Source organism: Horticoccus luteus, from assembly GCF_019464535.1.
Classification (GTDB): domain Bacteria; phylum Verrucomicrobiota; class Verrucomicrobiia; order Opitutales; family Opitutaceae; genus Horticoccus; species Horticoccus luteus.
Genome location: NZ_CP080507.1, coordinates 3,749,094 through 3,773,702, shown reverse-complemented (window position 1 = coordinate 3,773,702; position 24,609 = coordinate 3,749,094). Strand labels below are relative to the sequence as shown.

General features: G+C 66.4%; 22 protein-coding genes. 13 read left to right on the top strand and 9 right to left on the bottom strand.

The genetic code is table 11. The features are described from left to right. The first annotated feature begins 138 nt into the window (after positions 1-138). From K0B96_RS15285 to K0B96_RS15265, 5 genes are all read left to right on the top strand, one after another. Entirely contained in the window at positions 139-1,728 is a 1,590-nt protein-coding gene (locus tag K0B96_RS15285; RefSeq protein ID WP_220161751.1) for an ABC transporter substrate-binding protein, read from the top strand. Further along, complete coding sequence (locus K0B96_RS15280; RefSeq protein ID WP_220161750.1) at positions 1,725-2,594, top strand: hypothetical protein; 870 nt, start codon at positions 1,725-1,727, stop codon at positions 2,592-2,594. Before K0B96_RS15285 ends, K0B96_RS15280 begins: the two co-directional genes overlap by 4 nt. Positions 2,595-2,664: 70 nt before the next feature. Further along, positions 2,665-4,227 carry an ABC transporter substrate-binding protein gene (locus tag K0B96_RS15275; RefSeq protein ID WP_220161749.1) on the top strand — a complete coding sequence of 521 codons (1,563 nt, stop codon included), beginning with the start codon at positions 2,665-2,667 and terminating at the stop codon, positions 4,225-4,227. After that, a complete protein-coding gene (locus tag K0B96_RS15270; RefSeq protein WP_220161748.1) occupies positions 4,224-5,054 on the top strand; it encodes a hypothetical protein in 831 nt (276 codons plus the stop codon). Before K0B96_RS15275 ends, K0B96_RS15270 begins: the two co-directional genes overlap by 4 nt. A gap of 9 nt (positions 5,055-5,063) precedes the next feature. Next, complete coding sequence (locus tag K0B96_RS15265) at positions 5,064-5,567, top strand: TlpA family protein disulfide reductase (protein ID WP_220161747.1); 504 nt, start codon at positions 5,064-5,066, stop codon at positions 5,565-5,567. A 24-nt stretch (positions 5,568-5,591) separates the two neighbouring features. On the opposite strand, the gene upp is transcribed toward K0B96_RS15265, so the two are convergent. The 5 genes from upp to K0B96_RS15240 all read right to left on the bottom strand — a co-directional run bounded on the left by upp (position 5,592) and on the right by K0B96_RS15240 (position 10,757). After that, a complete protein-coding gene (upp, locus tag K0B96_RS15260) occupies positions 5,592-6,209 on the bottom strand; it encodes a uracil phosphoribosyltransferase (protein WP_220161746.1) in 618 nt (205 codons plus the stop codon). A gap of 23 nt (positions 6,210-6,232) precedes the next feature. Then, on the bottom strand, positions 6,233-6,931 hold the full coding sequence (locus tag K0B96_RS15255) for a nucleoside 2-deoxyribosyltransferase (protein ID WP_220161745.1): 699 nt from the start codon (positions 6,929-6,931) through the stop codon (positions 6,233-6,235). Between the two features lie 102 nt (positions 6,932-7,033). Next, positions 7,034-9,436 carry a penicillin acylase family protein gene (locus tag K0B96_RS15250; RefSeq protein WP_220161744.1) on the bottom strand — a complete coding sequence of 801 codons (2,403 nt, stop codon included), beginning with the start codon at positions 9,434-9,436 and terminating at the stop codon, positions 7,034-7,036. Further along, positions 9,436-10,377 carry a gluconokinase, GntK/IdnK-type gene (locus K0B96_RS15245; RefSeq protein WP_220161743.1) on the bottom strand — a complete coding sequence of 314 codons (942 nt, stop codon included), beginning with the start codon at positions 10,375-10,377 and terminating at the stop codon, positions 9,436-9,438. The genes K0B96_RS15250 and K0B96_RS15245 overlap by 1 nt, the downstream gene beginning before the upstream one ends. A gap of 89 nt (positions 10,378-10,466) precedes the next feature. Beyond that, positions 10,467-10,757: a hypothetical protein gene (locus K0B96_RS15240; protein WP_220161742.1), complete on the bottom strand. Its 291-nt coding sequence runs from the start codon at positions 10,755-10,757 to the stop codon at positions 10,467-10,469. A gap of 108 nt (positions 10,758-10,865) precedes the next feature. Here K0B96_RS15240 and K0B96_RS15235 point away from each other — a divergent pair, with 108 nt between their 5' ends. From K0B96_RS15235 to K0B96_RS15205, 7 genes are all read left to right on the top strand, one after another. After that, the gene (locus tag K0B96_RS15235) at positions 10,866-13,187 is read left to right on the top strand and encodes an FdhF/YdeP family oxidoreductase (RefSeq protein ID WP_220161741.1); all 2,322 of its coding nucleotides are present in this window, start codon (positions 10,866-10,868) and stop codon (positions 13,185-13,187) included. 61 nt (positions 13,188-13,248) lie between these two features. After that, the gene (locus K0B96_RS15230) at positions 13,249-16,095 is read left to right on the top strand and encodes an FG-GAP-like repeat-containing protein (RefSeq protein ID WP_220161740.1); all 2,847 of its coding nucleotides are present in this window, start codon (positions 13,249-13,251) and stop codon (positions 16,093-16,095) included. Between the two features lie 80 nt (positions 16,096-16,175). Continuing rightward, positions 16,176-16,694 carry a DUF3016 domain-containing protein gene (locus K0B96_RS15225; protein ID WP_220161739.1) on the top strand — a complete coding sequence of 173 codons (519 nt, stop codon included), beginning with the start codon at positions 16,176-16,178 and terminating at the stop codon, positions 16,692-16,694. After that, on the top strand, positions 16,691-17,116 hold the full coding sequence (locus tag K0B96_RS15220; RefSeq protein ID WP_220161738.1) for an RNA-binding S4 domain-containing protein: 426 nt from the start codon (positions 16,691-16,693) through the stop codon (positions 17,114-17,116). The genes K0B96_RS15225 and K0B96_RS15220 overlap by 4 nt, the downstream gene beginning before the upstream one ends. Positions 17,117-17,340: 224 nt before the next feature. Then, positions 17,341-17,715, top strand: coding sequence for an RNA recognition motif domain-containing protein (locus tag K0B96_RS15215; protein WP_255558722.1), 375 nt, complete (start codon positions 17,341-17,343; stop codon positions 17,713-17,715). A 175-nt stretch (positions 17,716-17,890) separates the two neighbouring features. After that, a complete protein-coding gene (locus K0B96_RS15210) occupies positions 17,891-18,430 on the top strand; it encodes a uracil-DNA glycosylase family protein (protein WP_255558721.1) in 540 nt (179 codons plus the stop codon). Between the two features lie 39 nt (positions 18,431-18,469). Continuing rightward, positions 18,470-18,940, top strand: a complete 471-nt coding sequence (locus K0B96_RS15205) for an FKBP-type peptidyl-prolyl cis-trans isomerase (protein WP_220161735.1) — start codon at positions 18,470-18,472, stop codon at positions 18,938-18,940. 15 nt (positions 18,941-18,955) lie between these two features. Here the strand turns inward: K0B96_RS15205 and rarD are convergent, their stop codons facing one another. Both rarD and K0B96_RS15195 read right to left on the bottom strand, forming a co-directional pair. After that, on the bottom strand, positions 18,956-19,891 hold the full coding sequence (rarD, locus tag K0B96_RS15200) for an EamA family transporter RarD (protein WP_220161734.1): 936 nt from the start codon (positions 19,889-19,891) through the stop codon (positions 18,956-18,958). Beyond that, on the bottom strand, positions 19,888-20,145 hold the full coding sequence (locus K0B96_RS15195) for a hypothetical protein (protein ID WP_220161733.1): 258 nt from the start codon (positions 20,143-20,145) through the stop codon (positions 19,888-19,890). The genes rarD and K0B96_RS15195 overlap by 4 nt, the downstream gene beginning before the upstream one ends. A 470-nt stretch (positions 20,146-20,615) precedes the next feature. Between K0B96_RS15195 and K0B96_RS15190 the strand changes: the two genes are divergently transcribed. Beyond that, entirely contained in the window at positions 20,616-21,449 is an 834-nt protein-coding gene (locus K0B96_RS15190) for a hypothetical protein (protein WP_220161732.1), read from the top strand. 49 nt (positions 21,450-21,498) lie between these two features. Here the strand turns inward: K0B96_RS15190 and K0B96_RS15185 are convergent, their stop codons facing one another. Beyond that, positions 21,499-22,179 carry a MarC family NAAT transporter gene (locus K0B96_RS15185; RefSeq protein ID WP_220161731.1) on the bottom strand — a complete coding sequence of 227 codons (681 nt, stop codon included), beginning with the start codon at positions 22,177-22,179 and terminating at the stop codon, positions 21,499-21,501. Positions 22,180-22,207: 28 nt separating this feature from the next. Beyond that, the gene (locus K0B96_RS15180) at positions 22,208-24,568 is read right to left on the bottom strand and encodes an alpha-L-rhamnosidase-related protein (protein ID WP_220161730.1); all 2,361 of its coding nucleotides are present in this window, start codon (positions 24,566-24,568) and stop codon (positions 22,208-22,210) included. Between the last annotated feature and the right edge of the window lie 41 nt (positions 24,569-24,609).

Sequence of the window (24,609 nt, the reverse complement as noted above, 5' to 3'; positions counted from 1 at the left end):
GAAGTGCGCAAATTTCGCGCGTGGGGGGAGGAAACAAAAGCGGCGGCGACGAGGTCGGGAAATTCCTCGCTTCGCGGGCGCGCGGGCTTTTGCTGCTCCGGGCTTGCGCAGTGTTTCTTCCGCTGGCGCGGCCACCCCATGAAGTCCCGATTTGGCCTGATCATTTTCCTCCTGGTTTTTCTCGTTTCCGCGGTGACCGTGGCGCGGCGGGTGTTTGCGCCGACGACGGACAAGCGGACGGTGGTGCGGATCGCGCACTGGCAGTTGGAGGCGGGCGTGCGCGAGGCGATGGCGCAGGTGATCAAGCGTTACGAAGCGATCCACCCGGAGGTGCACGTCATCCAGATGACGATCCCGGACACGATGTATCAGCAATGGCTGCAGTCGCAGCTCGCGGGCGGGACGTGTCCGGAAATCATCGAATACGGTTTCTGGTATGGGCGGGCGGCGGATTTGCAGGCGCGGTATTTCACGCCGCTGGACAGCGTGTTGCGGAAGCCAAATCCCTACAACCAGGGCACGCCGCTCGCGGACGTGGCGTGGCGGGACACGTTTCTGGACGGGTTGGACAACCTGGATTGTTACAACGCGCAGATGAACCAATTTTTCGGCGTGGCGTTGTGCACGGCGTCGATGCGCGTTTTCTACAATCGCGACCTGTTGAAACGGGTGACGGGCAAGGACGAGCCGCCGCAGGATTACCGGGCGTTTCTGCGGTTGTGCGACGAGGTGAAGCGTTACGCGGCGGCGCGCAATCCCAACCTGATTCCGGTGGCCGCGGCGCGGGATTCGGTTTTCCGGCTGGTGGACTACATGTTGTCGGCGGCGACGATGAAATCGGCGTATGCGGCGGATTATCTGCACCGGTTGCGCGTGGATCACGTGGAGCTGGGGCTGGCGTATCTGCGGGGGAAATGGAAATACGAGCAGAAGGATTTCATGGAAGGGCTGGAGATGGGCGCGCAGGTGGCGCACGAACTCGATCCGGGGGCGCTGCAGATGAACCGGGACGGCGCGATGATGAAATTCGCGAGCGGCGACGCGGTGATGTTCGGCTCCGGCAGCTTCGATGCGAGCAGCTTGAAGGTCTTGTGCGATTTCCCGGTGGGCGCGTTTCGGATCCCGGTGCCGGCGCCGGACGATCCGCAGTTCGGCGATTTGATTCCGGGCAAGATGAGCGACGGGCGCGTGACGACGGGTTTTTCGTTTTACCTGCTGCGGGGTTCGCCGCAATCGGCGCAGGCATTGGATTTCCTGCAATACCTGACGAGCGAAAAAGGTGCGCAGTTGTTTGCGGATCAGAGCGGCTGGCTCTCGGGCGTCGTGGGGGTGAAGCCGACGGAGTTTTCGCGGCAGTATTATCCGGAGTTCGACGGATATGGGACGAACGGATCGTTCTCGCTGGCGAGCGGGCCGGACGCTTTTGCGCTCTTCACGAAGAACCTGCATTACCTCGTGGGGCCGGGCGGAACGCCGGCGCGCTTTGCCGCGGCGATGGATGAGCATCTGCGGCGCAACATCATGAACGATGTGCAGCGGACGACGCGGGATTTGATCCGCAACCAGAACCAGCAGGATGTGGCTCTCGCGGCGCGCCGGGAGCTGGAAGTGATCGCGGACGATCACAGCCACGATCTGGCGCTGGAGAATTCGTCAGGGACGCTCGTGGAGGCGAAGACCTATCGTTTCCGACGAACGCAACTCGCCGCGGAGGAGAAACAACCATGAGAACCGCGCGCTACATAATCATCGGGGCGGTGCTGCTCGCGGGCGTGGTCGCGCGCGGTGCGGAGGCAGCGCAGTCAGCGGACGCAGGGGACGTGGCGAAACCGGCGGCGCCGTCGATCGCGATCAAAGCCTGGCGCGACAGTGCGCGTTACTTCGCCAACGAAGCGCATCATGAATTCGAGCGCGTGTTGAAACAGCCGGGCGGCGACACGCGGGAGGTGCGGCTGGGCGCGGCGCTGAGCTTGCTGAGCGTGCAGCCGGTGCTCCCGGATAATCTCGCGCGGGCGCGGGCGACGTTGCACGAGCTGGCGACGGGCGACGACGAGTTTGCGCTGGCGGCGAAATATTTCGAGGCGCGCATGGCGCAGGCGTTTCGCGAGGAGCCGGATTTCGATGCGGCGGCGGCGGGTTATCGCGCGCTCATCCGCGAGCACGGGACAAACTATTGGGGGCAGCTCGCGTTGATGAAGCTCGCGGTGTTGACGCTGTATGTCCTGCCCGCGGACAACGCGGCCGCGCGACTGGCGGCGGTGGAGGCGATGCTGCCGCAGGCGGAACCGGTCAACGCGCGCGACCTGCATCTGATGCTCGCGGATGCGACCCTCTATTATGAACGGCCGGAAACGGACGCGCTGGCGCACCTGGTGGCGGCGGGGAAGCTGAGCGAGCATCTGCCGCTTTCGGAAACGATCCGCGCGGACATGTATGTGCAGATCGGGGATTTGTCGGCGCGACTCGGCCAGTTGGCCCAGGCCAACGCCTACGCCGCGAAGCTGGCGAAGGAGTTTCCGCGGGATTGGCGCAACTGGAGTTTGCGGCAGGTGATCGACGCGGTGGCGGCGGGGAAAAAGCCGGCGGTGCCTTAACGGGAGCGCACGCGGAGATTGCGTTGGCGGGGAGGCGCGGCAACGTCGGCGGGCGTTCGTGCGTTTCCGGTTGCCCCAGCCTGCGTTCATCGTGCTCGCCGCCGCTTATCTGGTGTCGGCCGCGGTGGTATTTCGCCGCACGGCTGCGCCGACGCCGCCCGGGCAGGTGACGATTCGATTTTCGCAGTGGCAGCTGGAAGGGACGGTGCGCGAGGCGCTCGACGCGATCATCAAGCGTTACGAAGAATTGAACCCGCACGTGAAGGTGGAGCGCATCGACGTGCCGGGCAGCGACACGATTTATCTGCCGTGGGTGCAGACGCAGATGGTCGGCGGCACGGGGCCCGACCTCGTGGAGTATGTCTGGGCGTGGCCGAACATCCCGCGGTATTTCCAGCCGATCGATGACGAGGTGGTGAAGCCGAATCCTTACAATCGCGGGACGCCGCTCGAAGGCGTGGCGTGGCGCGACACCAACGTCGATGGCATGACGAATGAGGACAGTTTCGTGAAGGCGTTGAACCACTACTATGCCATCACGGTGACCTCGCACATCCCGCGGCTCGTCTACAACCGGGCGATGTTGAAAACGATCACCGGGGCGGAGACGCCGCCGGCGGATTACCGGGCGTTTCTGGCGTTGTGCGCGACGACGAAACGTTACGCGCAGACGCACGGGCTCACGCTGTCTCCGCTGGCGATGTCGAAGGACAGTTACGCGTTTGTGATGTATGCGATCATGAGCTGCGAGCTGACCGGCCTCGCGGAGCGGCTGGATTTTGATCACCGGTTGCGCATTACGGATCTGGAGGCGGCGGGCGACTATTTGCGCGGCGACTGGAGCTACAACACGCCGGACGTGGTGGCGGCGCTGCATCTGCTGCGCGAGCTGGGCGACGTGAGCACGCCGGGGTTTTTGCAACGCACGCGGGATGCGGCGCTGGCGGATTTCGTGAACGGCCGGGCGTTGATGGCGGTGGTGCCGAGCTGGGATGCGAGCAGCCTGCTGCAGATGTGTCCGTTTGCGATCGGCGCGTTTCGCTACCCGCATCCGCGGGAGGACGACCCGGTTTACGGCCGGTTCACGCGCGGGCCGTTCAGCGAAGGGCCGGTGCTGACGGGCATGGGTTTCTATCTCAACCGCACGACGAAGCATCGCGCGGAGGCGTTGGATTTCCTACGGTTTCTGACGAGCCAGGAAGGCGCCACGCTTTTCACCAACATCAGCAACTGGCAGCCGGCGACGATCGGGGTGCGGCCCTCGAACTTCGCGGCGCAGTTTACCCAGGAGACGGAAGGCATCGGGTGGGGCGCGAGTTTCATGGGGCTGACGGGCACGGACGCCTTGAATTACCTGCGCACGCAAATCAGCAAATTGTGGGGCGAGGGCGGCAGCGTGGAGGCGTATCGCGCGGCGATCAACGCGGGCGTGGAGGGTGTGATTCGCGAGGATTTGCGGCGGCTGGAAAGCGCGGGGCGGCAGAATATGTGCCGGGAAGACGCGGTGGCAGCCGCGAAGGTGGAGCTCGCGCCGCGCGATCATCCAGCGGAGGCGCTGCCGCTGGCGACGGTGATGAACGAAGCAACCTTGTATCAACAACGCGAGTTGCTCGCGCAGCCGAGGCGACAATGAGAATTGCCTTTGGCATGGCGGCGCTGGTGTTGGGCGGAGCGGTGGCGGCGCGCGGCGCGGGCCTGGCCGATGGCTGGCGGGCGATTGCCGGCTATCAACCGGAGGTCGCGCGGAAAATCTTCGCGCAGGTGCAGGCGGCGGGTCAGCCGGCGACCGCGCGCGAGGCGCGCTTGGGCGAGGCGGTGGCGATGCTCGTGACGCAGCCGGTGAGCGATGCGCAGACGGAGGCCGCGCGGGAAAAATTCGCGGCGCTGGCGGACGAGGGGCGCGACGACGTGGCGCTGGCGGCGCGGTTTTATCTGGGGCGAATCGCGCAGCATCATCTCTCGCGGCCGAACCCGGCGGCAGCGGCGCGGGAGTTTCGCGCGTTGATCGAACAGCAACCGGCGTCGCGCTGGGCGCAGGCGGCGATCAGCCGGCTGGCGTTGCTGGAGGTTTACGCGCTGCAGCTCGACGAGCCGCCGGCGGAGCGCATTGCCCGCGCGGAAAAACTATTGGCGTGGGCGCAACAGCCCGCGGCGCGGAGCGAACTGCATCTCGTGGTGGCGGGCGCGATCTTTCACTACCGACTGCCGGCGCAGCAGGCGTTGCCGCATCTGCTGGCGGCGGAGCGCGAGGGGAATTTGGAGCTGATCACGCGGGCGGACACTTACGTGCAGATCGCGGAGCTTTCGCGTGCAGCGGGAAACGTGGCGCAGGCGCGGACGTTTTATGAAAAGTTGCTGCGCGAGTTCCCGCGCGACCAGCGGCATTATTTGGTGCGGCAGCGACTGATGGAGCTGGACGGAAAGCAGCCGGCGGTTGCTTCGCCGGCGCCCACCCCCTAGAGCTGAAAAATGAAAACGCTGCTGCTGATGCTGGGGTCGTTGCTGATGGTGACGGGAGCGCGAAGCGCGCCGGGGCACGCCGGCTGGCTGGATGTGGAGGAGCAAGTGGCGGCGATCGCGGCGGGGCCGCAGGTGACGGTGGTGCACTTCTGGGCGCCGTGGTGTCCCAACAGCCGCGCCGAGCTGGCGAAGGACGGATGGAGCACGTTTGTGGCGTCGAATCTCGACGTGAAATTCGTGTTTGTGACGATGTGGAGCGCGGAGGACGGCAAGAAATTGCTCGCCGATTCGGGGGTGGTGGATCGCGGGAATCTGACGGTGGTGTCGCATCCGCAAGCATCGCGCAAAGCGGGCGAGCGGGCGGAAGTGTTCATGGATCTGCCAGTGACGTGGCTGCCGACGACGTGGGTGATGCGCGACGGGAAGCTGTGCTACGCGTTTAACTACGGCGAAGTGCGCTGGCCGATGTTGCAGCAGGCGGTGCGCGACGCGGCGGAAACGTGGGAGCGGTGAGGCGCGCGCGCCGCGCGCGGACGTTCACGTGCCGTAGAGGCGGTCACCGAAGTCGCCGAGGCCGGGGAGAATGTATTTGCGGGCGTTGAGCTCGCGGTCGAGCGCGGCGACGTAGATTTCGGTGCCGGGATGATGACGCTCGATCTCGGCGACGCCGGTGGGCGAGGCGACGATGCAGACGAGGCGCGGCGCGGTGGCGCCGTTTTCCTTGGCGACCGTCAGCGCCTGTGCCGCGGAGCCGCCGGTGGCGAGCATGGGATCGACGAGGAAGACGGTGTTGCCCGCGAGGGGAGGAAGTTTGCAGTAATAACTGCGGGCGACGGCGGTAGCATGGTCGCGTTCGAGCCCGATGTAGCCGACGCTGACGTCGGGAAAGATGTCGAGGAACGGCTGCACCATGCCGAGGCCGGCGCGGAGGATGGGCACGACGACGAGCGGACTGTGCGCGAGCACGCGACCGTGCATCGGCTCGAGCGGCGTTTCGATGAGTTTGTCTTCGACGGCGAGATTGCGCGTGGCCTCGATCGCGAGCAGGAGGCTGATCTGGTAGGCGAGCGTGCGAAAGGTCGCGGGCTTGGTGGTTTTGTCGCGCAGGTGAGTAATGACGTGCGCGGCTAACGGGTGATCGAGGACGTGCAGCATGGAGTGGGGTAAGCAGGCGTTTTCTAGAGCAGATCGCGTTTCACTTTCTGTTCGAGACAGCGCTCGAATTCTTTGCGGAGGGCTTTCGCCTTGCCGCGGAAGCCGGGCATGAGCGCCAGCCATTGGTAAACCTCTTCGCGGAGATGTTTCGGCATCACGGGTTCGAGCGCGACGAGGCGGTCGAAGGCGCGCACGCAGTGGAGGGCGATGTGGTCGCACACGCGCTGGGCGTCGGCGGAGGCGTGCAAGCCCGCGAGGCGAACGACGTCGTCGGCGGCGCGAGGATGACGTTTCTCGTGCCATCCATGGTAGAGCGGGAGACTGGGCAGCAGAACAGTCGCGGTGCGGGGGAAGAAACTCGTCATCACATTCCAAGGCTGCGGGCGGCGCGCGGTGGTGGAGCGGGCATCGCTGCGGAGGAGGACGGCGGGGATGTCGGCGAATTTCGCGGCCATGAATTCGGCGACGGTGCCGGAATCGAGCTCAAGGCCGTCGTAGTTGAAAAGCGCGAGGTCGGCGGCGAAGAGGGCGCGCAGGGCGTGATCGCGGATGGCTTGGGGCGAGCGGCCGCGCGGCGAAGCATCCTGGGGAAGCACGCTGCGGTAACGGCCGTGGGAGCGTTCGTAAATCGCCTCGGCGAGATAGGCGTTGCCGATGAGATCCTTCGTGGTGAAGAGCGCGCCGGCGAAATAAACGGTGAAGCTGCGTTGCGTCTTGCTCATGCCACGTGCGCGCGAGCAAGGGCTGAATCAAAGCGCGGCTCAATGCGAAAGGCTGGCGGCCGGCGAAAGCGACGAGCGGCGCGACCGCCGTGCGCTCGCCGGCTACGGCGTGAGCGTGAGGGTGTGTTGGGCAGGGCCGGGCAGAAACGGCGTGGGTTTCCCATGCACCCAGGCTTCGTGGCCGGCCCGGTAGAACGGGGAGAGCGGATGGCCGCTTTCGCCGCCGGGCATGTGGAAAATGCCTTCGGCTTCGTGGCCGGGCGAAACGACAAAGCGCTCGCTGGCACCGAAAGAGGGACCTTGCACGCGCGGCATGTTGGTGTCGCCGGGAAGCTGGTCGGCGGGCATATCAAGCCAGCCGGTCAGCCAGCCGGTCAGCCAGCCGGGCAGCACGAGGGAGAGCGGATGGCGGATGCGGGCGGTGTTGAGGGCGCCCCAGGTCGCGTGCGCAGGCGCAACGCCCTGGTCGTCGAGGCGCGCGAGCACTTGATCGGCGGCGGCGGTGAGCAGGTCGTCCCAGCGGTGAAATTTGGGATTCAACAGGTGGACGGGTTGCGCTTCGAGCAGGCGCCAGAGGGCGGGCTCGTAGGGCAGTTCGTGCCAGTCGAAGGCGTCGTAGGAACGCGTGCAGGGGGCGAAGATGGGATCGAGGACGAGCGCGGCGGTGGCGTTGCGAAACGCGCGCACGAGGCGGTAGCTGACGGAGTCGGTGCTGGCGCGGTCATCCCACTTTTCGACGAGGCGGCGCAACTCGGCGCGCGCGGGCTGCGCGGCGGTGGCGTCGGGGGTGAGCACGCGCAGGAGCAAGGCGTGCCAGCGCGCAAGAAACACGGCGCGGTCGTCGAGCTGGATGTTGAGCAGGTCGCGGGGTTGCGCGTGGTCGAGGGCGCGGAGGTCGTCGCGAATCTGCGCGGCGCGGGCGGGGTTGGCGTAGCCGCCGTCGCCGAGGACAGCGAGGCCAGCGCCGCCGACGACGCGGTTGTTGGCGGTCCACAGGCGGCCGTCGGGCGGGTCGAGGAGCGAAGGCGTTTCGGCGGCGGAATAGAATCCGTCCCAGCGACGATCACCGTAAGTCCACGACACATCGTAACGGCCGTCGAAGCCGACGCGTTTTGGGAATTTGCCGGCGACGGTCCAGGCGATGTGGCCCTGGGCATCGGCGAGGAGGACGTTTTCGGGCGGGAGCCCGGCGCGTTGCATGATCGCAACGCCTTCGGCGGCGGTGGTGGCGGTTTCCATTTCCACGAGCGTCAGGTCAACGGCATGCGGCTCGTGGGCGACCCAGCGGAGGGCGAGGGGACGGGTGTTGGCGGCGGTGCCGATGACGGGGCCCCAGACGGTCCATGCGACGTCGAGCGCGACGGGTTTGCCGCCGCGCACGCGGATGACTTCGTGGCGATGTTCGAAGTCGACGCTCTTGTCGCCGACTTTGTAGAGAAAATCGGCGATGCCGTTGGGCTCGACGATGACGACGTCGGTGGTATCGGCATACGAGTGGGTGAAACCCCAGGCGACGTGGCCGTTGCTGCCGGCGACAACGAGGGGGGTGCCGGGAAGCGTGACGCCGGTGACGTGGTGCGCGGGTGCACCGCTGGCGCCGGGCCAGGTGAGGGACGCGCGATACCAGGTGTTGGGCACGCTGAGGCCGAGGTGTGTATCGTTCGCAAGGAGGGCGGCGCCGGTCGTGGTGTGGGCGCCGGAAAGAGCGAAGCTGTTGCTGCCGGGCAAGAGCGGATCCTCGCGCGCGGGAAGTGCGGCGGCGACAGCGCGGCGGCGGAGGTCGATGACGCGGGCGGACGGGATTGGTGCGAGGGGCGCGGTGGTGCCGTCGAGGGCGGCGTCGGTCGGCGTGAGCGTGGGGGCGAAGAAGGAAACGGCTTCGCCGCCGAGTTGATCGCGAAGGGCGGTGAGCGTGCGTTCATAGCGGCCGGTGCCGTGATCGCCTTGCAGGTCGAGCATCATCGCGTAACCGACGAGCAGGGAATCCTCGGGGAGCCAGGGCTGCGGTTGAGCGCGGAACACGAGGTATTCGAACGGGCGGGAGCGAAGGGCGGCGAGGCCGGCGTTGACGCCGGCGGCGTAGGCTTCGAGGAGATCGCGTTGCGCGGGGGCGGAGGCCGCGAACGTCGCGTGCGCGCTGCGGCGGAAGCCATGCACGCGATGCAGCTTGTCGAGTTCGATCGTGGCGGAACCGATCAGTTCGGAGAGTTCGCCCGCGGCACTGCGGCGGAGCAGATCCATTTGGAAAAACCGATCCTGCGCGTGCAGGTAGCCGAGAGCGCGGGCGACGTCGAGGCGCGTGGCGCCCTGAATCGTGGGCACGCCCAATGCGTCGCGCGTGACCGTGACGCGCGCCGACAAACCGGGAAGGGGCGCCGTGCCGTCGAGTTGCGGCAGACTGCGGTGGAGCCGCCAGTAAAACCAACCGCCGGCCACCGCGAGCAAGAGGACGACGACCGCGGCGATGATCGCCGCGAGCCGCAAAAAGCGGAGGAACGCGCGCATCAGAGGACGAAGGCCGTGCGGATTTGGGCGACGAGCTCGGCGGGCGTTTGTGCGACGTTGAGCGTGAGCGCGTGGTCGGGCAGCTCGAGCGTGGCGATTTGCGACTGCAGCATGTCGGCCTTCATGAAGTGGCCGTGGCGTTCGGACATGCGCGCAAGGAGGAGCGCGAAGTCGCCGGTGAGATGAACGAGCTTCACGCGCGCCGGATCGGCGACGATGACGTGGCGGTAGCTGTCCTTCAGCGCGGAGCAGGTGACGATGGTGTTTTCGCCGCGGCTGAGGGCGGCCTCGATGTAGGCGCGGATGGCGGCGAGCCAGGGGGCGCGGTCGTCGTCGTCGAGCGGCGTGCCGGCGCTCATTTTGGCGATGTTGGCGGGCGAGTGAAATTCGTCGGCATCGCGGAAACTCCAGCCGAGGGCGCTGGCGAGTTTGAGGCCGACGGTAGTCTTGCCGCTGCCGGACACGCCCATGAGGACGATGACGATGGACTCGCGGGGCGCCCACGCGCGACGGGCGACGGGATCGCGGCCTTCGTCGAAATCGAGATAGTCAAACATCGTGGCGATGGGCTTGTCCTCGAGGTGGCTTTCGCGAATGCGTTGCGCGAGAATGTCGGCGCCGGCATCGCGCCAGCCGCGCTTCATCAAGAAGCCGTTCCACGTCTCGCATTCGGCATCGGTGCGCGGGCCGCCGTGCTCGTGACACCACGCAAGAAGCGCTTCGTCGGGGAGGTCGCCGGCGAGCGTGCGGTGCACGAGATCGGGGTAGGCGACGCGAAGAAACTCGCAGCAGCGGCCATCGAAGCCGCGGCCGAGGTTGGGCACGTAATCGGCGGGGAGGGCGGCGCGGGCGTGCAGCCGGATTTTATCGAGCATGCGGCCGAAATAAACGAGGCGGCCAACGAGAAGGTAAGGGCTGCGCAGTCCGGGGACGGAGGGCATAAGGCGACGTGGTTGAAGCGCGCGGAAGTGCGCGATGGAGCGACGAGGAAAGCGGGCGCGCGGGCGGTGGCAACGCGCGAAAATGCGCGTCAGTCGCCCAAGTAATACAGACCGGTGCACACGGCGGCGAAGAGCACGGTGGGCGCGACGACCCACCACGCGCTGAACGGCACGCGGTAGTGCGCACAGGCCCAGAAGACGACCACGCACTTCACCGCGATCAGAAGCCAGCAGATGATAAAGAGGCGCTCGACCTTGCGGTTGCGGCGGGGGCGTTCGCGGATGTTGACCTCTTTGACAAACTCGCGGCCATAGTCGGCGGACGGGGACCGGCGCGTGATGAGTTGAAGAAGATTGGCGAACATCGACGGCGGCAACATAGGCGCGGGCGGAAAAAAGCCAAGGGCGCGGCGCGAAACGGCTGGCGGGAGGGGAAGGAAGTGATCGACGGAGTTGAACTGTGTGACGCGGCCAATCAATCTGCGCACATGGCCGAACATCCCGCACCCTTCGCGCAGCCGCCCGCCGAGTCCGAACCGCCGCATCTGGGCGCGGCCAGCAAGGCGGCGGCGGGGTTGAAGGCGGTGGAGAAGACGGCGCGGTTTGCGCTGGCGGGCGTCGGGCCGGTAAAGGGGACGAAGCTGCTTTTGGCGGTGAACCAGAAGGATGGGTTCGACTGCCAGAGTTGCGCGTGGCCGAGCCCGGATGGCGAGCGGCATACCTTTGAGTTTTGCGAAAACGGCGCGAAGGCGGTGGCGGATGAGGCGATGCGGGGGCGCGTGGATCGGGAATTTTTCGCGGCGCACAGCGTGGCGGCGTTGCGGGCGGAATCGGATTACTGGCTCAACCAGCAGGGGCGGCTGGTGGAGCCGATGGTGCTGCGGCCGGGCGCGACGCACTACGCGCCGATCGCGTGGGACGAGGCGTTTGAGCTGATCGCGCGGGAGTTGCGCGCGTTGCCGACGCCGGACGCGGCGACGTTCTACACCTCGGGGCGCACGAGCAACGAGGCGGCGTTTCTGTATCAACTTTTCGTGCGGCAATTCGGCACGAACAATCTGCCGGATTGCTCGAACATGTGCCACGAATCGAGCGGGGCGGCGCTGGGCCAGAGCATCGGCATCGGCAAGGGCACGGTGACGATGGAGGACTTCGAGCGCGCGGACGCGATTTTCATCATCGGCCAGAATCCCGGCACGAATCATCCGCGCATGCTCTCGACGCTCGAGGCGGCGAAGCGCGCGGGGGCGACCATCGTGTCGGTCAATCCGATGCCCGAGATCGGCACGGAGCGGTTCAAGAATCCGCAGGATTTCATGAATCCGCTGAAGGCGTTGCGCACGTTGCTGGGCGACGGCACGCGGCTGAGCGACCTGTGGTTGCAGCCGCGCATCAACGGCGATCTGGCGCTGTTCAAGGGGATCATGAAAGAGATGCTGGCGGCGGAGGACGCGGCGCCGGGCAGCGTGTTTGACCACGCGTTCATTCGGGAGCACACGACGGGTTTTGAGGCGGTCGTGGCGGATTTGCGGGCGACGACGTGGGAGGACGTGGTGACGGCGAGCGGCGTGGCACGGGAGCAGATCCGCGCGGCGGCGGACATCGCGATGCGCTCGCGGGCGACGATTTGCTGCTGGGCGATGGGGTTGACGCAGCAGCCGAACTCGGTGGCGACGATCCAGACGGTGGTGAATTTCCTGTTGTTGCGCGGCGACATGGGCCGGCCGGGCGCGGGAGCGTGTCCGGTGCGCGGACACTCGAATGTGCAGGGCGACCGCACGATGGGCATTTTCGAAAAAATGCCGGATGCGTGGCTGGACCGGCTCGATGCGGAGTTCGCGTTCAAGTCGCCGCGCGTGCACGGATTCGACACCGTGGAGGCGATCAAGGCGATGCACGACGGGCGGGTGAAAGTGTTTTTCGCGATGGGGGGAAATTTCCTGTCGGCGACGCCGGATACGGAATTCACGGGCGAAGGATTGCGGCGCTGCCGGCTGACGGCGCATGTGTCGACGAAGCTCAACCGGGCGCATTTGGTGACGGGCGAGACGGCGTTGATTTTGCCGTGTCTGGGCCGCAGCGAGCGGGACGCGCAGGCGAGCGGCGAGCAGTTTGTGACGGTGGAGGATTCGATGGGCATCGTGAATCCGTCGCGGGGGAAGGCGGAGCCGGCGTCGAATCTGTTGTTGAGCGAGCCGGCGATTGTGGCGCGGCTGGCGCGGGCGGTGCTCGGGGCGCGCTCGACGGTGGCATGGGAGCGGCTGGCGGATAACTACGATTTGATTCGCGACCACATCGCGCGGGTGGTGCCGGGCTGCGAGGATTTCAACGCGAAGATCCGCGAGGGGATTTTCTACCTGCCGAACGCGCCGCGCGACCGGCGCGAGTGGCGCACGGCGACGGGGAAAGCCAACTTTGTGGCGGCGCCGATTCCGCGGCGGCTGGTGGGCGAGGGGGAGTTCGTGATGATGACGATCCGCACGCACGATCAGTTCAACACGACGATCTACGGACTGGATGACCGCTACCGCGGCGTGTTCGGCGGGCGGCGCGTGGTGTTCATGCACGAGGAGGACATCCGGGCGGCGGGATTAATGCAGGGGCAGAGCGTGGATTTGACGAACCGGCACAACGGCGTGGAGCGGGTGGCGCGGGGCTTCATGGTGGCGCCGTATCGGATCCCGCGCGGCTGCGTGGCGACGTATTTTCCGGAGGCGAATGTGCTCGTGCCGATCGACAGCGTGGCGGCGGTGAGCAACACGCCGACGAGCAAGTTTGTGATCGTGACGATCGCGGCGGCGGCGCAGTAGCGAAGCATTTTATCGGTGTTGGGCTTGCCGCGCGTCGGGCGTTTCATTTTCTGGCGCCACCATGGCAATCCAACGGGGCGGTCAATCACGGTGGCGGGGGATGTGGGCGGCGTTGCTGGCGGGCTGCGGGCTCGCGCAGGCCGAGGCGCAGCCGGTGCCGCCGGCGCAGGCGACGGTGGTGAACATCGGCGCTTCGCCGTTGAAGGCGCCCACGACGACGGCGTTCATCGCGGGGCCGACGTTCACGATGGAAACGTGGATTTATCCGACGGCGAACACGCCTTACGCGTGGATCATGGGCAAGGGTCTGCCGAATGCGGGCATCGATCCGTATATCAGCTTCGCGTTGTTCCTGGATGCGAGCGGGACGAAGGCGAGCTTCGCGGCGAGCACGGGCGCGGCGGGAAGTTATCGCGAGATCACGGCGCCGACAGCGCTGCCGTTGCGGGCGTGGACGCATGTGGCCGCGGTGCTGGACGGCGCGACGATGCGCCTCTTGGTGAACGGCGTGGCGGTGGCCACAGGGCCGAGCGCGGGCACACCGGGCGCCGCGACGGCGGTGGCGCTGGGCGTCGGCAGTGCGTTTTTGGCGGATGGCACGATGAATTATCCGCCCTTTCCGGGCTATGCGCGGCAGGCGCGTTTCTGGAACGTGGTGCGGACGCCGGAGCAGATCGCCGCCGACGCGGGCCGGGCGCTGCCGGCGGAGACGACGGGGTTGGTGGCGGCCTGGCCGCTCGATGACGGCGCGGGCGCGGTGGCGCGCGATGTGAGTGGCGCGGACCGGGCGTTGACCGCGCCGGCGGGCGCGCTGGCGACGGTGCGCACCGTCGTGCTGGAGGCGGGGCAATTTTTTACGGTGACGAGCACGGTGCCGGCCGGCGGGGTGCTCGCCGATGTCGACGACGGCATCCTGATCGATTTCGACAGCGACGGGGATCTCGATCTGGTGACGACACATATTCATGTGCCGCCGACCGTGCCGGAAACGCGGGAGCGGCTGCGCGCGTTTCGCAACGATCACGGCGTGTTCACGGATGTGACCGACGCGGTGTTGGGCAACGTGACGATGGTGCATCCGCGGCATCGCATCGCCGCCGACTTCAACGCCGATGGCCGCATGGACTTGCTCATCGGCGGCCACGGCACGGACACGATGCCGTTTCCCGGCGAGCAGATGAAATTGCTCATCCAATCGGCCGACGGAAAACTGGTGGACGAGAGCGCGACGCGGCTGCCGCCGCACAATAGTTTCACGCATAATCTGGCGGTCGCGGACATCGACGGCGATGGCGACCTCGACATCTACGTGGCGAACGTCAACGGCGGCGATAGCGGTCCGCGTTTCTATCTGAACAACGGCGACGGATTTTTCACGGAGGCGACGGATCGTCTGCCGGCGGACATCGCGGCGCGAACGGCGGGGCTGGCCTACACGGCGTCGTTGCTGGTGGATGTGAATGGGGACGGCTTTCCGGATCTGGTGTTAGGCGGAGAGAACACGTCGCCGGTCAACGAGCTGTTGATAAACGATGGCACGGGACATTTCGCCCGCGATGCGCGCTTCACGTTGCCGCCGAAACTTTTCAGCGAAAAGGCGGTGACGGTCGCGATCACGAGCGGGGACTTCAATGCGGATGGCGCGCCGGACCTGGTGCTGTCCACGACCGGTGGGGAGCTGGCGTTGGCGGATGGGCGCACGATCTTCGGCTATGGCGTGCCGGGCGTGCAGTTGTTGTTGAATCGTGGTGACGGGACATTCTACGACGCGACGGCGCGGCTGAATCTGACGTTCGGTCCGAGCGACACGTGGGTGGAGTGGGTCCGGGTGGCGGACATGGACGGCGACGGACGGCCGGATCTGGTGTTGCAGGGCGCGCCGTCGAGCTCGGGACAGGCCTTTTCGCGGACGTTGTTGCTGAACCGAGGCGGGGCGACGTTTGTGGATGCTTCGGACGCGGTGGCGCTGGGCAACGTGACGTTTCTAGCGCCCGCGGATGTGGACGGCGACGGGCTGATGGATCTCGTGGGGGTGGGTAACGCGATCGAAGTGGCGCGCGGGGTGAAGCCGTTGGTGCGCGGGGTGTTCCAGGCGGAGAACGACAATCCGGGGCCATTGACGAATCTATCGGTGCGCACGACGGCGGGGAGCGGCGACCAGATCTTGATTGCGGGGTTCGTCGTGCAAGGGGAAGCGCAATCGATTCTCGTGCGGGCGATCGGTCCGACGTTGGGTTCGTTTGGGGTGCCGGGCGTGCTCGCGGATCCGCGGCTCGAGTTGTATGGCAGCGGCGGATTGCTCATGGAAAACGACAACTGGTCGCAGGGGAACGCCTCGGCCGATTTGTTCGCGCGGCTGGGGGCGTTTTCGCTCGAGGTGACCAGCCAGGATGCGGCGTTGGTGGCGGAGGTGGAAGGGCCGCGCACGGCGCAGGTCTCGGGCGCGGCGGGCGCGACGGGAATCGCGTTGGCGGAAATTTACGACGCGGGCGCCGGCGTCGGGGGTGCTTTGGTAAATGTCTCCGCCCGGGCGCAGGTGGGCACGGGCGCCGACGTGTTGATCGCCGGGTTCGTGGTGAGCGGGAATGTGCCCCGCAAGCTCTTGATCCGCGGGATGGGGCCGTCGTTGACGCCGTTGGGGGTCGCGGGCGCGCTGGCCGATCCGGAACTTGCGGTGCGGGCGGTGAACGGAGCGGACGCGGCGCTGGTGGCGGTCAACGATAACTGGAAGGGCGCCACGGTGGTGCGGAGCGCGGCGCAAGCAACGGGGGCGTTTGGTTTCGCGAGCGATACGAGTGCGGATGCAGCGATCGCGATTGAGCTGCCGCCGGGCGTTTACACGGCGACGGTGAGCGGAAGGCAGCAGACGACGGGCGTGGCGTTGGTGGAAATCTACGCGGTGCCGTAACACGGGCGGGCGCGGCGGCTGAACTGCGCCGGCTGATTCGCGCGGAAACCATTTTGTGATATGTTCGTCTCATTAATATCATGAAAACATTTCGCCTACTTTTCACCGTTCTTCCTCTCCTCACCGCCGGTGCATTGCTGGCGGCGCCGTCCGCCAGCAAAGACAGTTCGCGGGTGAACGTGACGTTTTCCCATCCGGAAAAATTCACCGATGTGAAGGAAGACCAGTTCGGATCCGAGAAAGGCCGCGACGCAATCCTGGAGCAGATCCGCGATTACATCGACCAACGGGCTCCCCGTTACATGAAGAACGGCGAGTCGTTGTCGGTCACGTTTACGGACATTGACTTGGCGGGTGACTTCGAACCGTGGCGCGGGCCGAAGGCGGATGACATCCGGATCATCCGCGCCATCTATCCGCCGCGCATGGATTTATCGTTCAAGGTGACCGATGCCAGCGGCGCGGTGGTGAAGGAGGGCACGCGGGAGTTGCGCAATCTGGACTTCCAATCGGAGTTGAGCGTGAACACCCAGGATTCGTTGCGCTTCGAGAAGAGCCTCCTCGATGACTTCCTGCGGAGCCTGTTTCCGCGCCGGTGAGCGATCGCCAGGATAACTCGGCCGGAGGAGGGTCAGCCGCCCGGGACGACGGTCCCCGCCGGCTGGACCGCTGGCTGTGGGGCGTGCGGATTTTCAAGACGCGGGCGGCCGCTGCGGAGGCGTGCCGGGCGGGGGACGTCGCAATCAACGACGTTGCGGCCAAGCCGGCGCGCGAAGTGCGGATCGACGAAACGATCCGGGTGCGCCAAGGGCTGGTAACGCGCACGTTGGTGGTGCGGGGGGCGCCGCGATCCCGCGTCGGCGCCGCGTTGGTGGCGGGTTACTGCGAGGAAACGACGCCCGCGGAGGAATGGGAAAAGGCGAAAGTGCAGCGCGTGCAGCAGGTCATGGCACGCCCGCCCGGGGCGGGCCGCCCGACGAAGCGGGACCGACGACGACTGGAGGAGCTGTGGGGGGACTGACCCGGGGGAACGCGCCCACGTCCTCGCCGGGCGGTGGCGCGATTTACCTTGCCAAGGCTGGTTGGTCCTGCCTCTGTTCGCGCCCTCGTTAGTGAAAGCGTTAGATGACAGGATCTGGTGAGTCGTTGGCTGAGCAAGTGCTCAAGTGATGATTTCGAAACCCGCAGTGGGAACGGAACTGGCAGCGACGGTTGGATCTACGAAACATCAGAATGAGTAACAAATTGTATGTCGGCAACCTGTCGTTCAAGACGTCGGAAGACGAGCTCCGCTCGGCCTTCGGTCAATATGGCAGCGTGACCGACGTTTACGTCGCCATGGACAAGATGACCGGCCGCCCCCGCGGTTTCGCGTTCGTCACCATGGGCACGCCTGAAGAGGCCAAAGCAGCGAGCGAGAAGATGAACGGCACCGATCTCGGCGGCCGTCAATTGACCGTGAACGAAGCGCGTCCGAAGGAAGATCGCCCGGGTGGCGGCTTCGGCGGCGGCGGCGGTGGCGGCGGTGGTTTCCGCGGCGAACGCCGTGGCGGCTTCGGCGGCGGCGGCGGTGGTGGTGGTTTCCGCGGCGGCGACCGCGGCGGCGATCGTCGCTACTAAGCGCTGTCGGTCTAATTAACCGATTTTCGAGGACGGAGCTCACAAGGCTCCGTCCTTTTTGTTGGTTGGATTTGCCGCCGGCCGGGCGCTGGGGCACTAACAGGTGATGCCTGCAAGTCGTCGCGCCCTTGAGCAACATCTCGCTGCCTTGAGCGGTTGTCGACGTTGTCCGCGCATGCACCCGCCGCCGGTGTTGGGTCGCGCGGTGACGAGCCGCGCCCTGCTGGTGGGGCAGGCGCCCGGCGACAAAGAGCCGGTGGTCGGGCGGCCGTTTGCGTGGACTGCGGGGCGGACCTTGTTCTCGTGGTTTAACGCGGCGCTCGGCTGGACCGAGGACGAGACGCGCGAGCGGATTTATTTTGCGGCGGTCTGCCGCTGTTTCCCGGGGAAGCGACCGGAAGGAGGCGACCGGGTGCCGGCGCCGGAGGAGATTGCGAATTGCGCGTCGTGGCTGGAGGCGGAGTTCGCGCTGTTGCGTCCGCAGTTGGTCATCCCGGTGGGCAAGCTCGCGATCGCGCAGTTTCTGCCTCCGGCACCCTTGGTCGAGGTGATCGGACGCCCGTTTCGCATCCGTTATCATGGCTACGCCTGTGACTGCATTCCGCTGCCGCATCCTTCGGGCGCGTCGCCGTGGCATCGCATCGAGCCCGGCAAAACGCTGCTCGGGCAGGCGCTCGCGCGGATTGCGGCACATCCGGCGACGAAGAAGTTTTGACCGCCGGGCGCCGGAAGACCACGGTGAGCGCGTCTGCCCATGCGCTTTTCCCGAACCTGTTTCGTTGTTTTGATTTCCGCGTTGCTCGGTCTGCCGATGCTGCGCGCGCAACGGGAAAAAATTCCGCCGGATGATTTGGAGATCGTGGAAAAGAACTGGCCGGACGCGAAGAAGACGGTGACGGGGATGCGTTACGAGATCCTCGAGGCGGGGCACGGTGAGAGTCCGAAGCCCGGGGCGATGGTGGCGGTGAACTACGTGGGACGTCTGCTCGACGGAAAGGTCTTCGACGAAGTGTCGGAGACGCAGCCGCCCTTCAAATTCCGTGTGGGGCGCGATCAGGTGATCCTCGGCTGGGACCAGATTTTGCAGTTGATGAAGCCGGGCGAAAAACGGCTGGTGATCATCCCGCCGGAGCTGGGCTACGGCTCGCGGGGCGCCCCGCCGCGCATCCCGCGGAATGCGACACTCGTGTTCATGATTTGGTTGCGCGAGGTCGTGAACGAATGACGCGTTGAAGCGGCGTCAGGCGCGTTGGAGGGGAGCGGCCCCGCCCGAGAACGCCGTGCGGCGTTGGCCCCAGACGTTGTCGACGGTATAGAGAAGCAGCGCGGTCCAGATCAGCACGAATGACCCCGCGCGCTCCCGCGCAAACGGCTCGTGATACACGAGGAGGCCGAGGGAGAATTGCACCGTCGGCGCAATGTATTGGAGCAGGCCGAGCGTGGAGAGCCGGATGCGTTGCGCGCCGTAGGCGAACAACAGCAAAGGGCCGGCGGTCACCACACCGGTGGTGAGCACGAGCAGTTGGGTGGAAAGCGCGAACGGCCCGCCCAAGGCGCCGGTGCCGGTGTGAAACCGCCATGCGAGCAACGCCAGACCAAGCGGAGCGAGGAGCGCGGATTCGACGGCCAGGCCCGTGAGCGGTCCAAGCGGGGATTGTTTACGCAGCAACCCGTAGCCGCCGAACGTTCCGGCGATCGCGAGGGCAATCCACGGCAGCCGGCCCAACAGCACCAGTTGCCAGGCCACGCCGGCGGCAGCGACGCCGATCGCCAGCCATTGAAGGCGCCGTAGACGCTCGTGCAGGACGAGTCGGCCGAGGCCGACGTTGAGCAGCGGCACGAGAAAGTAGCCGAGGCTCGTCTCGATGATGTGTCCGGCGTTGACGCCCCATACGTAAACGAGCCAGTTGGCCGTCAACAGGACGCTGCTCAGCAGTTGCAGTCCGAGGGCGCGGCGCGAGCTCAGCGCTCCGCGCAAGGCGCCCCAGCCCCCGCGCATGAAGCCGAGCACCACGAGGGTGAAAAGCGCGGTCCAGACCAGCCGGTGGGCGATCAATTCAACGGCATCGACAGCGGCGAGTTGACGCCAGTAAACCGGGACGAGCCCCCAGAGAAAGTAGCAAAGCCCCGCCGCCCACGCACCCCGCGCCGCCGCGGGGCCGGCGCGCGTGCTCATTTGAACGCGGCGTTGGTGTAACCGTAACGCACCCGAAATTCATTCAGCGCCTGCTCTCGCGCGAGGTCAGGGCGGACGCCCTTCGACACGAGCTCGGCTCCGCGCTTTTCGATCCAACGCTGCTTGAACTCCTCCTCGACCTGCGTGGCGATGGCGGGATTTTCCTTCGGCTTGCGGTCTTTCTTGCGGAAATGAAAGCAGCCCGCGGAAAACACGGTGGTGACCGCCAGGAGCGGGAGAAGGAATCGTTTCATGGATCGCGAAATAACGTAATGGAGCGTCCGGTGACCGCGAGTGAATCTTTTTGGTTTCATGCGGCCGTGAAAAACTTCATCACTCGGGGATGAGCGACGAGTCGCCCCCCCCGCTGCGCCTGAAGCTCCGCTCGGAGCCTTCAGGGTCGCCGCCGCCTGCGCCTCCCGCCAACCCGCCGCCGCCGCCCGTTTCTTCGCCGGCGCCGGAGTCGACGCCGGCGCCGGAACCGGGGGCCAACGCCGGCCTCATGAAGCTGCGGCTGAAACCAAAACTCACCCCGGCTGAGCCAACGCCGCCGCCGGCCGCTCCAGAAGTTTCTGCTCCCGCGCCCAACGAGGAATCCGCCCCGCACGCGACTGAAGCGGTCGCCCCAAGACCCGCCCCGGTGGCTCCGCCGCCGCCTGCATCGTCATCGGTGCCGTCGGTCCCGGCCCCGCCGCCGCCCGCCGCGGGCCCAGCGCATCCGTTGGTGGCGCTTCCCTCCGTGCCGGCTGAGGCCGACGCGAGCGGAGGCGAAACGTTGCCGGAGAAGGCGGGCGCGCCCGTGCCGCATTTGCGCGCGCCGGAGGGAGTGGACATTCCGGAGCCCGAGGTGCCGATGGCGACCCGGCGCGAGCGTGATCGACTGCGGAGCGTGCGCCGGAAGCTGAACGTGCTTGTCGGTGTGCTGGCGATCGTGGTGATCGCAGGTGGCATCTACTTTGCGGTGCCCTATTTCCAAGAGAGCCCGGTGCTGGTGGAACCGAACGCGGCGCCGAAGGGCGCGAACGCGTTTCACTCGCCGTTGGCACCGAAAGTTGTCGGCCCCGCCCCAAGCGAAAACACAAGGACGAAATCGCCGATGACGGCGCAGGGCCAGGCCGTGGAGCGAGCCCGGCAAACCGCGGACGCGCAGGCTGGGCGGCGACAAGACGTCGGCGCAGCGGGCGCGGACGTGCCGGTGGCGAAGGACCGCACGGCGGAATTTGACGCCGCGTTGCCGACGGGTGGACCGCGGCCGGCCACGCCCGGGCAGACAGAGGCGGTCACGCATTTCCAAGTGGCGCCGGGAGTGACGGCGACGACGTCGTCGCTCGTGGAGACGTCACATGCGAGTCCCGAGTTTAGCTCGTGGGTGGCCAACGCGCAGATTAGCGGCGTGTTTCAAGGCCAGCCCGCGCGGGCTTTGCTCAACGGGCATATGGTGCGCGCCGGCGAGGTCGTGGACCTGCGGCTGGGCATCACTTTTGAATCCGTGGACGCGCGGCAGAAGGTTCTGCTGTTTCGCGACCGTTCGGGCGCGACGGTGCAGCGGAAGTATTGAGCGGCCGGCCGCGGCGCGCTCGCTGGTCGTCGTCGCAGCGCCGCGGCGTCTAGTGGGTGGCGAGGACCTGACGAATCTGGTGCAGAAAAGTGGGATCGGTCGCGATGCCGATGACGCCGTTGACGACGAATTGAATGCCGATGCACAGGAGCAAGAAACCCATGATGCGCGTGAGGGCGTTCATGCCGTTTTGGCCGATCACCTGCACGATGCGGCCCGAGAGCCGCAGTGTGACGTAGGTAAAAACCGCGACGACCAAAATGCCCAGAATGATGGCGGTGTAGTCGAGCCAATCGCTGGCGAGTGAGGTGAAGCCGAGCGTCACCGCGATCGAGCCGGGGCCGCTCAACATCGGCATGGCCAAAGGCGAGAACGACACATCGCGTTTCGCGCGCGCCTCCACGTGATCGGTTTCGTGCTGCACGGGCTGCCGGGGATTTTGCATCAACATGCCCGAACCGATACCGGCGACGAGCAGGCCGCCGGCGATGCGCAGTCCTGGGATCGAGATGCCGAAAAATCCCATGATGAACGTCCCGCCAATCAGAAAACTAACGAGGATGACCACCATGTAGATGCAGGCCATCCGCAGTTGCTGCAGACGCCGCTCCAGGGTGTCGCCCTCGGTGATGGCGAGAAACGTCGGCGCAGCGGCGAGCGGGTTGATCAGCGGCAGCAACGCCACCACGGTGCCGAGAATCAGTTCCCAAAAGTGTCCGGCGCTGGGCATGGGAGGAACCGTGGGCGAGCGCGCGCCGTTACGCAACGTCGGCGGGGAGCGCCCACCTCCGGGAGCCCGTCACGCGGCGGCGCGGCAAACCGGGCAGCGCGATTTCGGCCGTGACCCCGCGGGGCAAACTGAGTCGGACCTCAGTGTGATCGGCATGACGCTGCCAGGACGAAACGATTTCGCCGCGGGGCGTCGGCACGGTGCAGCCGCCGGAGGCGCCGAGGAACACCGGGGCGAAGCGGATGGTTTTCCACGCGACGGACGCCTGGCGAACTCCGCCGATGGTCTGCATGAGATGGAAGAGCGGATGCGCCGACCACGCGTGCGAATGGCTGATGGGGAATTCGGGGTGATCGCGGAACAGTTCGAACGTCGAACCGTGGGCGATCATCGGCGCCCAGCGGGGATGCAGATGGTCGACCACGGCGCGTCCGTGGCCGCGCGCGGCGAGCACGGTGTAAACGTAAGTGATCCAATAGGCGCTCGGCTGCGCGCGGTGCGGCGATTCGTCGGCGAGATAGGCGAGGAGAAATCGTTCCTGTGCCGCGGCGTGGCGCGGGGTGAGGTTGGCCAGCAACGCGAGGGTTTGCGCGTGGGGCGAGGTGCTGGAGAGACGTTTGCGATTGGCATCGAAACCATCGCGCAGGAGGCCGCGCGCATCGACGAGCGTGCGCAACGTTGCACGCAGGCGGCGCGCCCAGCGTTCGTAGCGAACCGCCACGGCCGCTTCGCGCGTGAGCCGGTGCATCGCGGCGAGACGTTCGAGGGCGAGCACGAGCCAGAGGTTGTAGACGGTCGGCGCGCCGTCTTTGGGCAGGTCGGTCCAGTCGAGAAAAAGCCAGTAACGCGGATCGTGCGTGACGAGCCCGTCGGGGCCGGTGTGGGCTTCGAAATAAGCGAGGGCGCGCGCCACGGTGGCTCGTTGGGCGCGAAAGGGTTCCAGGTCGCCGGTCTGCCAGTAGTAGTCCCACTGCGTGAGCATCCAGATGAGCGTGAAGTCGGGCAGCACGCAGTTGTGCGCCATCGTCGGTGCATGGCCGTAGGTCACGCCGTCGGCGGTGGTCTGCGCGCCGATCTGGAAAATTCCGCGCCGAAATAGTCGTGCGTCGCCGCTGAGATGAAAGGTGTTCCACGCCTGCACGCGGGCGTCGCCCCACCACTGGGCCTGCTCGCGCCACGGCGTATCGACGTAGGCATCGAGCATGCAGTTCTGCTGGGAGCGCGCACAGGTTTCCCAGATTTGTTCGAGCCCAGGCTCGGAGCTGTGGAACGCGCCGCGCCGTTCCAGCGGGTAAAGCGTGCTGCGAAACGTGAGGGAGATCTGCAGCGGCGCCGCGGATTCGCGGACGGTGATCGTCGCGAACCGGAACCCGAACGGATGATAGAAAAAGTGAGCGGTGCGTCCGGCGCGGCAGATGAGGCGGGCGCTCAGCGTCACGCGGCTGCCGTCGGGAAAGCGCAAATCAGGCGCGAGGGTCGCCGCGTCGATGATTTCCGTGTAAATGAAATCGATGATCTCGCCGCCGCGCCCTCCGGCGACGACCACGGAGAAGTTGCCCACGACGGGCTGACCGAGGTCGATCAAGACACTGCGAAAACGCCCGGGACCCGTCGCAGGAACGTCAAACTCGGCCGCGTCGCCGGTCGCTGGCGCGTGCCGATGGTCTTCGTTTTGCCGCAGGAGGTAGACGTTGCGTGTCGTAGCCCAATCCATTCCGCAGTCGCCGGCCGCGCGGCCGATGATGCGCCCGGGGCGTTGCGCCACTTCGCGCAACAGTGGAATGCCGCGCGGTTCGAGAGAGGCCCAAGGCAGCACACCGAAGGGCTGCGTGGCGGGCGTCAGCCACGCGTGATCATCGAAGGCCGTCGACGTCCAATCGACCGGGCCGGGGCGCGCATCGAAGTGTTCCTGGGGGAAAAGCTGAATGGCGGTGCGGATCGTATCGCGGCGTGGACCGGGATCGGGGAGGCAGCGCCACGAAGCGTCGCTCGCGAGCGAGAGGCGGCCCCAACGCGCGGCCACGAGCAGCCCGGCGTAGCCTTGGGAAACGTATTGGAAGTTGCTCGCGCCGGGATTGTAGGCGCGGACTGCGATCACGTTGCGGCCCGGCACGAGCCAGCGGGCGAGGTCGACTTCGTCGTAAGGCCAGTGCGCTTGAAAGCCGCGCGCGGGGCCGCGTGCGACGAAAGCACCGTTGACGAAGAGCTGGTAGGATTGGTCGGCGGTGATGAACAGCGGTGCGCGCCGCGGCACGCGGTCGAGTTGAAAACCGCGACGGAAAAGCGCGTAGGCGTTGACGAGATCCCAACGCAGATCGTGGGGCCAGAGCCAGGACGCGCCGCGGAAGATGAGCGTTTCAGGCGACGGGGCGGAGGCGGATCGTTTCATGAGCGGGGCAGGAAAAGGGGAGTAAGACGCGCGGATGCGCA

What these genes read in the sequence shown, in the direction of transcription:
- K0B96_RS15235 (WP_220161741.1), top strand. Translation starts at nt 10,866, where the DNA reads ATGGCCGAACATCCCGCACCCTTCGCGCAGCCGCCCGCCGAGTCCGAA.
- K0B96_RS15205 (WP_220161735.1), top strand. Translation starts at nt 18,470, where the DNA reads ATGCGCTTTTCCCGAACCTGTTTCGTTGTTTTGATTTCCGCGTTGCTC.
- K0B96_RS15245 (WP_220161743.1), bottom strand. Translation starts at nt 10,377, where the DNA reads ATGCCCTCCGTCCCCGGACTGCGCAGCCCTTACCTTCTCGTTGGCCGC.
- K0B96_RS15250 (WP_220161744.1), bottom strand. Translation starts at nt 9,436, where the DNA reads ATGCGCGCGTTCCTCCGCTTTTTGCGGCTCGCGGCGATCATCGCCGCG.
- upp (WP_220161746.1), bottom strand. Translation starts at nt 6,209, where the DNA reads ATGCTGCACGTCCTCGATCACCCGTTAGCCGCGCACGTCATTACTCAC.
- K0B96_RS15230 (WP_220161740.1), top strand. Translation starts at nt 13,249, where the DNA reads ATGGCAATCCAACGGGGCGGTCAATCACGGTGGCGGGGGATGTGGGCG.
- rarD (WP_220161734.1), bottom strand. Translation starts at nt 19,891, where the DNA reads ATGAGCACGCGCGCCGGCCCCGCGGCGGCGCGGGGTGCGTGGGCGGCG.
- K0B96_RS15255 (WP_220161745.1), bottom strand. Translation starts at nt 6,931, where the DNA reads ATGAGCAAGACGCAACGCAGCTTCACCGTTTATTTCGCCGGCGCGCTC.
- K0B96_RS15270 (WP_220161748.1), top strand. Translation starts at nt 4,224, where the DNA reads ATGAGAATTGCCTTTGGCATGGCGGCGCTGGTGTTGGGCGGAGCGGTG.
- K0B96_RS15240 (WP_220161742.1), bottom strand. Translation starts at nt 10,757, where the DNA reads ATGTTGCCGCCGTCGATGTTCGCCAATCTTCTTCAACTCATCACGCGC.
- K0B96_RS15265 (WP_220161747.1), top strand. Translation starts at nt 5,064, where the DNA reads ATGAAAACGCTGCTGCTGATGCTGGGGTCGTTGCTGATGGTGACGGGA.
- K0B96_RS15185 (WP_220161731.1), bottom strand. Translation starts at nt 22,179, where the DNA reads ATGCCCAGCGCCGGACACTTTTGGGAACTGATTCTCGGCACCGTGGTG.
- K0B96_RS15210 (WP_255558721.1), top strand. Translation starts at nt 17,891, where the DNA reads ATGCACCCGCCGCCGGTGTTGGGTCGCGCGGTGACGAGCCGCGCCCTG.
- K0B96_RS15180 (WP_220161730.1), bottom strand. Translation starts at nt 24,568, where the DNA reads ATGAAACGATCCGCCTCCGCCCCGTCGCCTGAAACGCTCATCTTCCGC.
- K0B96_RS15285 (WP_220161751.1), top strand. Translation starts at nt 139, where the DNA reads ATGAAGTCCCGATTTGGCCTGATCATTTTCCTCCTGGTTTTTCTCGTT.
- K0B96_RS15225 (WP_220161739.1), top strand. Translation starts at nt 16,176, where the DNA reads ATGAAAACATTTCGCCTACTTTTCACCGTTCTTCCTCTCCTCACCGCC.
- K0B96_RS15280 (WP_220161750.1), top strand. Translation starts at nt 1,725, where the DNA reads ATGAGAACCGCGCGCTACATAATCATCGGGGCGGTGCTGCTCGCGGGC.
- K0B96_RS15195 (WP_220161733.1), bottom strand. Translation starts at nt 20,145, where the DNA reads ATGAAACGATTCCTTCTCCCGCTCCTGGCGGTCACCACCGTGTTTTCC.